Consider the following 12,491-nt stretch of genomic DNA (forward strand, 5'->3'; position numbering starts at 1 on the left):
GCGGATGTAGCGCGGGCGCGTCACGCCGGCTGCCCGCGGACCAGCATCGGATCGCCGCGCAATTCGGGCGGAATGTTCGCGTCGAACCAGCGCGCGATCGGGCCGAGCACCGGGTGACTCAGGTCGTGTTCCAGATACGCCCAGACACGCGGGCACAGCGCCGGGTAGCGCGGCTTGCCGTCGCGCTGCCACAGCCGCGTAAAGATGCCGATGATCTTCGCGTTCCGCTGCGCGCCGAGCACGTGGTACGCGTCCAGAAACGTCGAACCTGCCCCTGTCGCCGCGGTGTAGCGCGCCAGCATCGCCTCTTCGATCGACGGCTCCACATCGCGCCTCGCGTCCTGCAGCAGTGAGACGAGGTCGTAGGCGGGGTGGCCGGCGAGCGCGTCCTGGAAGTCGAGCAGGCCAAGCGAGCGCTCGGGACCGACCAGCATCAGATTTTCGGCGTGATAGTCGCGCAGGACCGTGACCGGCGCTTCGGTCAGCGCGTGGTGCAGCACCTCGTCCCACGCCGCGCGGTATCCCGCCGCATCAACAGCGAGTCCGATCGCCGGGCAGTACCAGTCGACGAGCAGCCCCGCTTCGCGCTGCAACTCGGTCAGGTCGTACAGGCGCCACGCACCCGCGGGGTGGCGGTGGAGGTCGACCAGCACGTCGACCGCGGCGGAATAGAGCGGCACCAGCGCGTCGGCGTCGCTGTCGACGGTTTCGCGCATCCGCGCGTCGCCGAAATCCTCCAGCAGGACGAGGCCGCGCGTAAGATCGACCGCGTGGATCGCCGGCGCAGCGAAACCACGTTCGTTCAGCCACCCGGCCACGCTGATGAACGGGCGCGGGTCCTCGTGGGGCGGCGGCGCATCCATCAGGACCGCGCGGCGATCACCCGCCTCGACGCGGAAATAGCGGCGGAATGAGGCATCGCCGGCAAGTGGTTCAACGCGCGCGCCGATCCACCCGGCCGCGTCGAGAAAGGCTCCGGCATAGGCCGGCGGTGTCATGTCGGTCGCCATCGCCGTTTCCATGCCGCCGACGCGTCCCAAGTCAAGGCGCGCCCGCCCGCCGGTGCGTTGGCAAAGGCGAGCCGCAAGGGATCGCGCCAGTAGCTTGCCGGCACCCGCTCGGGCCACTCGACCAACAACGCGGAGTCGTACAGCGCGTCGTCGAGCCCAAGTTCCTCGAGCTCGGAGGCGTCCTCGATCCGGTACAGATCGGCGTGCACCACCGGCAGGCGCACCTCGGGCGGCGCGTAGGGCTGTATGATCGCGAAGGTCGGGCTCGGCGCTTCACCCGCGAGCCCGAGTGCCGACAGCACGCCGCGCGCGAAGCTGGTCTTGCCCATGCCCAGGCTACCCGACAATAAAACGACGTCACCCGCACGCAGCACGGAGGCGAGGCTGCGCCCGAGCGCCTCGGTCGCCGCGGCATCGGGCAGGTAGATTTCGCCGCTCATCGCCGCGGCAGCTCGACCGTGACGAGCGAGCCCTGCCCCGGCTCGCTCACCAACGAGATCGTGCCGCCGTGCGCCTCGACGAACTGCTTGGCGAGCGGCAGGCCGAGCCCCAGCGCGCGCTCCTGCCCCGGCGTGATGCCCGGTTGGGCGAAGCGGTCGAAGGCACGCGCGGCCTCGTCGGCGGTCATGCCCGCGCCGTCGTCGGACACCACGATGCGCGCGCGCTTCGAATTGCCGTCGACGTGCAGCAGCACGCGACCGCCCGCTCGCGTCGCGCCGACCGCGTGACGCAGCAGATGCTCGACCGCCTCGCGGATGCGCCGGCGATCGGCGTGAATCCGCCCGGCGGTACGCTGCACCTCGACCACGAACTCGATGCGGTGGCGACGTGCCGAGGCGGTAAGCGCGTCGGCGGCGGCGCGAACCACGGCGCCCAGGTCGACATCCTCACGCTCCAGCGTCGCGCTGTCCGCCTGCGTCAGGTCGAGCACATCGTCGATCAGCACGCCCAGCCGCTCGACCGAATCGAGGATCGCGTCGACATAGGCGATCGCCTCTCCCGACAGATTGCCCGCGTAGCCGCCATGCAGCATCTCGGCGAATCCGCTGATCGAGGTCAGCGGGGTGCGCAATTCGTAGCTCATGTTGGCGACGAATGCGGTCTTGACCCGGTCGGCCGCCTCCAACGCCTCGTTGCGGTCGCGCAGCGCCTGCTCGATGCGGCGACTGTCGGAGATGTCGAGCATGGTGACCAGCGCGTTGCCATCGGGCAGCGGCACCGCGGCAAATTCGAAATGTCGCCCGTCCGCCAAAGCGACGCGCCCACCGCGCTGCTTGCGCTCGACCGTGGCGTAGCGGACCAGCTCGGGTACCAAGGCGGAGCGCGCCTGATTGGCGAGCTGCGGCGCCAGCCGCTCGGCGATCGCGTCGACGCGCGGGTGGCCGGCCAAGAACTCCTCTTCGAAATTCCACAGCGCGCGGAAGCGATTGTTCCACAATTGCAGCCGGCCGTCGGCGGCGAACACGCCCAGCGCCTCGAACAGATTGTCGAACGTTGCGGTGCGTACCCGCAGCAGCGTGTCGCGCGCGCTGGCGAGCTGAACCTGCTCGGTCCGATCCTCGAAAATCAGCAGCAGCCCGCCATCGGGCAACGGCTGGGCGACGACCCGCAGGTGCGTGCCGCCGGGCAGGTGCCAATTCTCTTCCGCCGCGCCGTCGGTGGCGAGGAACCAGCCGCGGCGCTCCGCCTTCCAGCCGGGAAAATCGCGCACCTCGGGCACCCGCCCGGCCTCGCGCATCCGCTCCAGCACGCGGTCGAATTCGGGCCGATCGGACAACCACTCGCGCCGCATCGCGAACATGCGGCGGAACGGCTGGTTGCAGAAGATCAGCGCGCGGTCGCGGCCGAACTGCACCACGCCCGCGGATAGCCGGTCGAGCATCGCGCGCTGCGCCTCGGCGAAGCGCTTCTCGCGCGCGTTGGCCTGTTCCAGCTCCTCGATGTCGATCGCGAAGCCCGCGACCCCGCCCACCGGCAGCGGCACGTCGTGCAGCCGGAGCGCGCGGCGCGCGCCGCCGATCGTGGCGGGCAGCACCCGCGCCTGCGCCTGCCCGCTGTCGCGCGCCGCCATCGCGCCCGCACGCGGGCCGCCCTGCCCCGACCCCTCGATCAATTCCAGCCCGCGAGTCATGACGCTGGCCGCGTCGCGCGCCTCGACCGCGGAGACGTAGGCCGAATTGACCATCGCCAGCTGCAGGTCGGCGTCGCGGTACCAGATCGGAAGCGGCGCCGCCTCGATCAGCGCGCTTAGCGCCGCAAACGCCTCGTTCAATTCCACCGCATCGTCGCGCAAGCCCGCCAGCTGTTGCTCGCTCGCGCTTACGTCGGCGAACCACAGCATCGTCTCGTCACCGCGGCGCTCGCCGGTCACGCGCAGCGCACGCGACCCGTCGCGCGTTCGCACCACGCGGGTAAAGGTGCGTGCCGCGCGCCGCGTCGCCTCGACGTCGCGCTGTAACGCGCCTGCGTCCTCCGCGGTCAGCCCCCAGCCGGAACTCGACAGCTCCGCCAGCGACCGGACACCTTTGTCGAGCGCCAGCCACTCGGCCAGCCGCTGCGGCACCTCAATGCGGCCATCGGGCGCGATCACCAGCACCTGCGCCGGCGAGTCCGCCAGCCTGCGCGCCAGCCGGTCACGCTCGATTACTGCGTCCGCCGCCTCCTGTTTGAGCGCGAGACCGCGATACAACGCCCAGCACGACCCCGCCAGCACGAGCGCGAGCAGCACACCGGCGAGGATCAGGATACCCTCGCTCACCATCGCTGCACTGATCGCCTCGCCCGCATGGATGATTCCTATCGCCCGATGCGCCGGAGCGGAAGCGCGCGAGCGGCAAAAAGAAGGCCCCTCACCGAACCACCCGCGTGGTCGGTGAGGGGCCGAGGGCCGTCAGACATCGCGCGGGCGGACCCGCGCGACACTGATCAGAAGCGGGCAGTGATGCCGGCGTAGAAACGACGACCGATCGGCTCGAAGATACCCGAGCCGGCACCCGTGCCCGTCGCGCCGAGCGGCGGAACGCGGTTGGTCAGGTTATCGATGCCGAAGTAGAACTGCGACCCGCCCTGGATGTCGAAGCCCAGACGCGCGTCCATGTAGAGGACATCCGGATAATAGGGGATGTCGTACACGTCGGCGTTCTGCGGCGCACGGCCCTGGAACGTGGTCAGATCCTCGATCGCGCCGACCGACTGCTTGCTCAGATACCGGATCTGGTAGTTCAGGTTCACCGCACCGAAGTCGCTGTTGATGTTCCAGGTCACCCGGTCCTTCGGCGAGGGCGCCTCGCCGAGGATCGTATCGGCGAACCCGGGCTGCGCCGGATCGATGAACGCGTCGTTCTGCAGCTGGTGCGTGTAGGCCAGCGTCGACGACAGACGAACGTCGCCGATGTTGTGGCTGTACGCCAGGTTGACGTCGATGCCGCGCGTCTGGAGCTTGGCGTAGTTCAGCAGCGTCTGCTGCAGGCTACCCTCAATCACGCGATACGCCTGCTCGCCGTTCGGTCCCGTTTGCCCCGCGCCGACGCGCTGGAACAGACCGCAGAAGTTCTGGCTGAGTGTCGGTGCGTCGTAGCAGCTGTTCAGAATCTGCTGCGCCGACGGCGCCGTGATGACGTTGTTGACCTTGATGTTGTAGTAATCGACCGACAGCGACAGACCCGGCACCGCGGTCGGCGTCAGCAGCACGCCGTAGGTGTAGGAGTCCGACTTTTCGACGTTCAGGTCGGGGTTACCGCCGCTCAGGATCTCGATCGACGACTGGTACAGGTAGTTGTAGCCCGCCGGGATGCCGGCCGCAGCGCAGTTTGCGGCGCGGTACTGCGTGCCCGTACCGATGAAGTTCGCCGAGCACGGATCGTTGACGGTCGCGAAGTTCTGCCCCTGCGGTGAGTAAAGCTCGCTCAGGTTCGGCGCACGCACCGCGCGCGCATAGTTCGCGCGGAACGTGATGTCGCGGATCGGCGAGTAGCTGCCACCGACGTTGTAGGTCCAGACCGTGCCGGCCGAGCTGTTATAGTCGGATACGCGACCGGCAGCGGTGAACGACAGCTTCTCTGCGAACGGCAGGTCGGCGAGGACCGGCACCAGCACCTCGGCATAGCCTTCTTTCACCTCGAACGCGGGCGGGTTGAAGGCCGACAGCGCGTTGTAGAAGGTGTAGCCGGCCGAGACGAGCGGATCGGGCGTGAAGTCGTTGGTTTCACGGCGATACTCACCACCGAGCACGAACGAGATCGGCCCACCCGGCAGGTTGAAGAAGCCGCTGGTGTCGCCGTTCAGGAACGCGTTCACGTCGGTCTGCGTGATCTTGCCGACCGACGTCGTGTCCTGCAGCAGGTAGTTGCGCGCGGCCTGCGAGATGTTGCCCTGCCCGAACGGATTGAGCGGCTGGCATGCCGCGATGTCGGCGGCGAGGTTGGCGGCGTTACCCGCCAGGTCGGAACCTGCGCGCGTCGCATCGATCTGCGAACCGCAGACGATCTGGCCGGCGGCATTGCGCACCGCGTCGAGCGCGAGGCTGGCGCGCTGGACGTTTAGGTTGCCCAGAACGCGCGTACGCTCGCGGAATTCACCGTAATTGGCCGATACCTCGTAATGCCAGTCGCCGTTGAAGTCCCCGCGGACGCCGCCGACGATACGGTAAGTCTCGCGACGCGACTCCTCGGTACGCACGCCCAGATCGACCAGGTTCTTGCGCAGCACGAAGCGCGTGTCACCGTTGATCGTCGCCGGGTCGGCACCACCCGCGATCAGCGCGTTGGTGATCGTCGCACGCGCCTGATCGGTCAGGTACGGATTGCTGAGGCTCGGCTGCTCGAACAGGCCGTCGATCGTGCCGCCGGTGAAGAACGCCGGACCTGAGGTGCCCTGACCCACGACTTGCGTGCGGCTGTACTTCGCCTCGATGAACGGAACGAAGGCGTTCGACACTTCGAAGTGCCCGAGCAGGTTGGCCGAGAAGCGGTCGAGCTGCGGCTGCACCTGCACCAGCTGGCCCTCACGACGGGTGTCGCCGTTGCCGCCGATGAAGGCCGAGCCGCTGGGTGACGCACCATTGGTGCCGACACCGACGCGCGTACCCGTCTGCTGGATCAGCGTGCCGTCGGGCTGGAACAGGTAGTTGCACGAGAAACGCCGGCCCGATGCGTCAGCGCCGCACAGACCGTTCGGACTGTTGAATGTCACGAGGCCGCCCGCACCGATCGTACCCGAGCGCACGTCGCGGAAGAAGATGTTGTCAGGGTTGCCGTCGAAGTTCGGCAGCGTCTGACCGGCGGCGACCCCGGCCGGATCGGTATCGACCGTGACGAAAGTGTTGTTCTGGCGCAGGTAATCGCGCTGCGAGGCATAGAGGCTGTTCTGGCGCGCATATTCGACGCTGACCGCCAGGTTGCCGCGACCATCGGCGAAGTTCTTGCCGGCGAGGCCGCTGACGAAATAGGAGCCCGCGTCGCCATACTGGCTGACGCCACCCTGCCCGCGGACCTGCAGGCCCTCGAAATCCTGCTTGAGCTTGAAGTTGACCACGCCCGCGATCGCGTCCGAACCGTAAACGGCCGACTCGCCGCCGGTGACGACCTCGACGTTCTCGATCAGGTCGGTCGGGATCGTGTTGACGTCGACCGACACGCCATTGCTCAAGATGTCCGAGCCGACGTGGCGGCGGCCGTTGACGAGCACCAGCGTACGCTGCGTCCCCAGACCGCGCAGATCGAGCAGGTTGAGGCCGGCGGTTCCCAGGAAGCGCGTCGAGTTCGCCTGGCTGAACGTGCTCTGCAGCTGCGGCAACTGGTTCAGCGTGTCACCAACCGAGACGCGCGCAGTCGCCTGCAACTGCGTCGCCGACACCGAGGTGATCGGGCTGGTCGAGACCACGTTCGGGCTGACGATACGCGAGCCGGTCACGACGATCTCGTCGCTGCGCGACTGTTCGGCGGTGGTCGCCTGGTCGGGCGTCGTTGTCGGATCGGCTACGGCGGTCGACGAGGTGTCGGGCGAGGCGGTGGCAGCCTCCGGCGACGGGCTGGCCGCGTCCGGCGTGGTCTGTGGGTCGACGGTCGTCTGTGCGAAGGCGGGTGCGGACCCGAGCGCGGCGGTGACCAGCAACGAGGTCGACAGCAGCTTCAAGCGGAATTTGTTAGTCAAGCGTGATCCCCTAAGTCCCTGAACCCGTTGGTTCGGGCGTCTCGACGTGCCGCGGGCGGCACATGTCGTTTCCTTTGCAACAACATGAACGAGACGCAATGACTGGGTCAGCTTTGCTTAATTAAACAGATTTCCTGTCGTAAATTTGCAACGCTTTTGAGGCGGCGCAACATAGGTAGAAGAATAAGGGCGGAGCCGAAGCCCCGCCCTTCCCTGCATCAGCCGATCGACTGATAATCAGTAGCGATAGTGATCCGGCTTGAACGGACCTTCGACCGGCACGCCGATGTAGCCGGCCTGCTTCGCGGTCAGCTTCGACAGCTGGACACCCAGCTTTTCGAGGTGGAGCGCCGCGACCTTCTCGTCCAGGTGCTTGGGCAGGACGTAGACCTCGTTCTTGTAGTTCTCGCCCTTCGTCCACAGCTCGATCTGCGCGAGCGTCTGGTTGGTGAACGACGCGGACATCACGAACGACGGGTGGCCGGTCGCGCAGCCCAGGTTCACCAGGCGACCCTTCGCCAGGATGATGATCTGCTTGCCATCCGGAAACTTGACCAGGTCGGTGCCCGGCTTGACCTCGGTCCACTCGTAATTGTCGAGCGCCGCGATCTGGATCTCGCTGTCGAAGTGGCCGATGTTGCACACGATCGACATCGGCTTCATCGCCTTCATGTGATCGGCGGTGATGACGTCGGCGTTGCCGGTCGCGGTGCAGAAGATGTCGGCGCGCTTCACCGCCTCGTCCATCGTCACGACCTCGAAGCCTTCCATCGCCGCTTGCAGAGCACAGATCGGATCGATTTCGGTCACGAGCACGCGCGCGCCGCCGTTGCGAAGCGACTGCGCCGAACCCTTGCCCACGTCACCGAACCCCGCGACGCAGGCGACCTTGCCGGCCAGCATCACGTCGGTCGCACGACGGATCGCGTCGACCAGCGATTCCTTGCAGCCGTACAGGTTGTCGAACTTCGACTTGGTGACCGAGTCGTTGACGTTGATCGCGGGGAACGGCAGCTCGCCCTTCTTCGCGATCTCGTACAGGCGGTGGACGCCGGTGGTCGTCTCTTCCGACACGCCCTTCAGGTTCTTGACCGTCTCGGTCAGGTAGCCCGGCTTCTTGGCGATGAACGCCTTCAGCGCGCGCTGGAACTCGACTTCCTCCGCGTTCTCAGGCTCGCCGAAGCTCTCGCCGCGCTCGAGCTTTGCACCCCAGAGCGCGAACATCGTCGCGTCACCGCCGTCGTCGAGGATGATGTTGGCGGTCTGCCCGTTGCCGTCATCCCAATCGAAGATCGAGCCGACATAGTCCCAGTAGTCAGCCAGGCTCTCGCCCTTGATCGCGAACACGGGGATGCCCGCCGCCGCGATCGCCGCCGCCGCGTGATCCTGCGTCGAGAAGATGTTGCACGTCGCCCAGCGCACGTCGGCGCCGAGCGCGGTCAGCGTCTCGATCAGCACCGCGGTCTGGATCGTCATGTGGAGCGAGCCGGTGATCCGCGCGCCCTTCAATGGCTTCGACGCACCGAACTCCTCGCGCAGCGCCATCAGGCCCGGCATCTCGGTTTCCGCGATCTCGATCTCCTTGCGACCGAAATCGGCGAGGCCGATGTCTGCGATGACGTAATCGTTGTTGTCCAAAACGGGGGCGGTAGCCACGGCGTTTCTCCAGTCGTGTGAGGCCGCCCAAGGTGAACACGCGCACCGGACGACATGCGCGGCCATGTAGCGGCGCGAGCACGCCGGGGCAAATATAAAGATATCTTTATATGTCGCGCAGGTGAGCCGGCCTTTGGCCAGACTCACCTACGCGACCGGCCGGCGGCGCCATAGCGCCGACCGACGACGCGGGGATTAACTCCCCGCGTCACCCCGCGTCCACGAAGCTACGCCCGCCCCGCTTCAAACCCCAGCATGCGCGGATCGACCCCCGCGACCCGGAACCCGCGCCGCCAGCGCTCCTCTGCCGGCGTCTCGAACAACATCGCATCCTCGTCGACGACGTTGAGCCACCCGTGCCGCGTCAGCTCCTCGTCGAGCTGCCCGGCGCCCCAACCGGCATAGCCGAGCGCGACGATCCAACTGGACGGCCCGGTACCGCCCGCGATCGCGCGCAGCACGTCGAGCGTGCTCGACAGCGACCAGCGCCCGGCGACCGACAGCGTGTCCTGCCCGCCCCAGTCGGTCGAATGAAGCACGAAGCCGCGCCGCGCCTCGACGGGACCACCGAAATGCACCGGCGCGTCTGGCGCGACGCCCGGCGCGATCTCCAGCTGCTCGAGAACGTCATGCAGCCCGAGGCCATTGATCGTCGCGCCCACGCCGATGCCCAGCGCGCCCTCCTCGTCGTGGCTGCACATCGCAATCACCGAATGCTCGAACCGCGGATCGCCGATCCCCGGCATGGCGAGCAGGAACTGCCCGGTCAGGTAGCGCGTCTCTTCCATCGCGCGTCATCTAGGCACGCGCGCGGGGAAGCGCCAAGACTTGTGTTAAGCGCCCGCGCTTGCGACAGCGCGCGCAATCCATCCCACAGGAGCACCACGAACATGACGATTAGCGTCGGCGAGCAACTGCCGCAGGTGACACTCACCAAGATGACCGCGCAGGGACCTGAGCCGGTCGACACGGGCGATTACTTCAAGGGCCGCCGCGTCGCGCTGTTCGCGGTGCCGGGTGCGTTCACGCCGACCTGCTCGGCCAAGCATCTGCCCGGGTTCGTCGAGAAGGATGCCGAGCTGAAGGCGAAGGGCATCGACGAGGTCGCCTGCACCTCGGTCAACGACGCCTTCGTCATGGGCGCGTGGGCCAAATCGTCGAATGCGGACGGCGTGACGATGCTGGCGGACGGCAACGGCGACTTCGCCGAGGCGCTGGGGCTGACGATGGACGGCAGCAAGTTCGGCATGGGCAAGCGCAGCCAGCGCTACTCGATGGTCGTCAACGACGGCGTGGTCGAGCAGTTGAACGTCGAGGGGCCGGGCGAGTTCAACGTCAGCTCCGCCGACCACATGCTCGGTCAACTCTGACACGCAGCCGGGCGGCACATCGGTGCCGCCCGCTTTCATCCGCGCACGGACTTGAAAGCGCAACACGGCAGGCATAATCGCTGGTGATGGCTGCTGTTGACATCGTACGCGAACTCGATCGCCTCTACTCCACCTCCGTCGATCGGCTGAAGACCGCGGTCGCCGCCTATATCGCCGATCGGACCGAACCGGATCCGGCGTGGCGCAAGGACGGGTCGTTCGCTTACCCTGAGATCCGCATCCGCTTCAACGGCGCGCCGTCGCGCACCGCGCCGCCGCGCTCGTTCGGTCGCCTCGTCACACCGGGCGAGTATCGTATCAGCGTGACCAAGCCCGACCTGTTCCGCGATTACCTGGTCGAGCAGCTGACCTTCCTGATCGAGGATTACGAGGTCGAGGTCGACGCTGTTCCCGGCAAGCAGGAAATCCCCTTCCCCTACGTTCTCGACGCTGGCAGCGCCCTTAGCCTCGACCAGGTATCGGCGGCGGAACTCGCGCGCTGGTTCCCGACGACCGAGCTCGCGTACATCGGCGACGAGATCGCAGACGGTCTCTGGGCCTCGTTCGACGGCACGCGCCCGCTCGCCTTGTTCGACGGGTTGCGCACCGATTTCAGCCTCGCGCGGCTGCGGCATTATACCGGCACCCCGCCCGAGCACGTCCAGCGCTACGTGCTGTTCACCAACTATCACCGCTACGTCGACGAGTTCGTCCGCTGGGCAGCGGCGCAGGTCGGCGGCGATTCGCGCTTCACTGCGCTGTCGGGTCCGGGCGGGGTCATGTTCCGCGCCGGCGACGACCCCGCGATGCTCGACGACAGCGCGTGGCGGCGGTTGCAGATGCCGGCGTACCACCTGATGGCGGACGACCGCACCGGCATCACGCTGGTCAACATCGGTGTCGGTCCCTCGAACGCCAAGACGATCTGCGACCATCTGGCCGTGATGCGGCCCGAGGCATGGCTGATGATCGGGCATTGTGGCGGCCTGCGGCCTTCGCAGCGCATCGGCGACTACGTCCTCGCGCACGCGTATCTGCGCGACGATCACGTGCTCGACGACATGCTGCCGCCAGAAATTCCGGTCCCCGCGATCGCCGAGGTGCAGCAGGCACTCGCGCGCGCGGCGGAGACGATCTCGGGCCAGTCGGGTGAGGAATTGAAGCGGCGGCTGCGCACCGGGACGATCGTGACCACCGACGATCGCAACTGGGAGCTGCGCTACGCGCGCTCGGCGCTGCGCTTCTCGCTCAGCCGCGCGGTCGCGATTGACATGGAATCGGCGACGATCGCGGCGCAGGGCTACCGCTTCCGCGTTCCCTACGGCACGCTGCTGTGCGTGTCGGACAAGCCGCTGCACGGCGAGTTGAAGCTGCCGGGTCAGGCCAACCGCTTCTACGAACGCGCGATCAGCGAGCATATGCGGATCGGCATCGAGACGTGCGAGGAGCTGCGCCGCGAGGGCGACCGACTTCACAGCCGCAAGCTGCGCGCGTTCAACGAGCCTCCGTTCCGGTAAGTCCGGGGCGGGGTCTGCGCAGGAAACCAACGTCCGGCCATGCGTTACGCAAGCGGAATCATTTCTGCTGGGAGCTGACGATGGCCGACGAGAGCGACACCCCGACCCCGCCGGCGAGCGGCTCAACTCCCGCCACACCCCGTCGCCGCGCGGCGCGCAAGACGGCGGCTGCGAAGACACCGTCCAAGCCGAAGACAGCGGCGGACAAGGTCGACACCAAGCCGACTACCACAACGGCGACCAAGGCTGCGCCCAAGCCGCGCTCGACCAAGCGTAGTGCTCCTCGCTCCGCCACCAAGCCTGCTACGCGCTCGCGCGTCGCGACAGCGGCGCACGAGGTAAGCGACGCCGTCATCCAGGCGGAGGAGCGCGCGACCAAGGTCGCGAAGACCGCCGCTCGCCGCACCAGAACAACCGCGAAGAAGACCAGCACCGCCGTCAGCAAGGCGACCGACAAGGTCGGCGGCAAATGGGGTGCCGCGGCGATTGCGGGTGGTGTCGCCGCGATCGGTGCTGCGGCGACGGCGGCGTTGCTGTCGCTGCGCAGTTCGTCCGCCAAGTCGACCAAGGACTATCAGCCAGCACTGCTGCCCGGCGGCGAGAAGCAACCCGGTGACGCGACGCCCAGCGTCAGCGCGCACCAGCCCGACGGCACCGACGCGTCGAAGTCGTTCGAGGCCGGGATCGCGGACGAGAACACCATTCCCGAAGCAGGAACGCCCAAGGCCTCCTGAGCGACGCGCTGAACGGTACCGCGAGCCCGCCCGTGCGATCCTGATCGGGCGGGC

General features: G+C 67.4%; 9 protein-coding genes. 3 read left to right on the plus strand and 6 right to left on the minus strand.

Features of this window, described 5'->3' with window-relative positions; translation table 11 throughout:
• Nucleotides 1-20: 20 nt before the first annotated feature.
• The 6 genes from BMW51_RS03305 to BMW51_RS03330 all read right to left on the minus strand — a co-directional run bounded on the left by BMW51_RS03305 (nucleotide 21) and on the right by BMW51_RS03330 (nucleotide 9,604).
• The gene (locus BMW51_RS03305; RefSeq protein ID WP_245708253.1) at nucleotides 21-1,010 is read right to left on the minus strand and encodes an aminoglycoside phosphotransferase family protein; all 990 of its coding nucleotides are present in this window, start codon (nucleotides 1,008-1,010) and stop codon (nucleotides 21-23) included.
• Nucleotides 995-1,450, minus strand: a complete 456-nt coding sequence (gene tsaE / locus BMW51_RS03310; RefSeq protein ID WP_093003265.1) for a tRNA (adenosine(37)-N6)-threonylcarbamoyltransferase complex ATPase subunit type 1 TsaE — start codon at nucleotides 1,448-1,450, stop codon at nucleotides 995-997. The genes BMW51_RS03305 and tsaE overlap by 16 nt, the downstream gene beginning before the upstream one ends.
• Nucleotides 1,447-3,771, minus strand: coding sequence for a sensor histidine kinase (locus BMW51_RS03315; protein ID WP_093003267.1), 2,325 nt, complete (start codon nucleotides 3,769-3,771; stop codon nucleotides 1,447-1,449). Before BMW51_RS03315 ends, tsaE begins: the two co-directional genes overlap by 4 nt.
• Before the next feature lie 164 nt (nucleotides 3,772-3,935).
• Nucleotides 3,936-7,160, minus strand: a complete 3,225-nt coding sequence (locus BMW51_RS03320) for a TonB-dependent receptor domain-containing protein (protein WP_245708254.1) — start codon at nucleotides 7,158-7,160, stop codon at nucleotides 3,936-3,938.
• A gap of 237 nt (nucleotides 7,161-7,397) precedes the next feature.
• A complete protein-coding gene (gene ahcY / locus BMW51_RS03325) occupies nucleotides 7,398-8,816 on the minus strand; it encodes an adenosylhomocysteinase (RefSeq protein ID WP_093003269.1) in 1,419 nt (472 codons plus the stop codon).
• A 227-nt stretch (nucleotides 8,817-9,043) separates the two neighbouring features.
• Entirely contained in the window at nucleotides 9,044-9,604 is a 561-nt protein-coding gene (locus BMW51_RS03330) for a YqgE/AlgH family protein (RefSeq protein WP_093003271.1), read from the minus strand.
• A 102-nt stretch (nucleotides 9,605-9,706) separates the two neighbouring features.
• Between BMW51_RS03330 and BMW51_RS03335 the strand changes: the two genes are divergently transcribed.
• The 3 genes from BMW51_RS03335 (at nucleotide 9,707) to BMW51_RS03345 (ending at nucleotide 12,437) form a co-directional block, all read left to right on the plus strand.
• Entirely contained in the window at nucleotides 9,707-10,186 is a 480-nt protein-coding gene (locus tag BMW51_RS03335; RefSeq protein WP_093003273.1) for a peroxiredoxin, read from the plus strand.
• A gap of 86 nt (nucleotides 10,187-10,272) precedes the next feature.
• Complete coding sequence (locus BMW51_RS03340; RefSeq protein WP_177171496.1) at nucleotides 10,273-11,703, plus strand: AMP nucleosidase; 1,431 nt, start codon at nucleotides 10,273-10,275, stop codon at nucleotides 11,701-11,703.
• Nucleotides 11,704-11,783: 80 nt separating this feature from the next.
• Nucleotides 11,784-12,437 carry a hypothetical protein gene (locus BMW51_RS03345; RefSeq protein ID WP_093003277.1) on the plus strand — a complete coding sequence of 218 codons (654 nt, stop codon included), beginning with the start codon at nucleotides 11,784-11,786 and terminating at the stop codon, nucleotides 12,435-12,437.
• The last annotated feature ends 54 nt before the right edge of the window (nucleotides 12,438-12,491 follow it).

It is taken from the genome of Sphingomonas palmae (genome assembly GCF_900109565.1).
GTDB classification, from domain to species: Bacteria; Pseudomonadota; Alphaproteobacteria; order Sphingomonadales; family Sphingomonadaceae; genus Sphingomonas; species Sphingomonas palmae.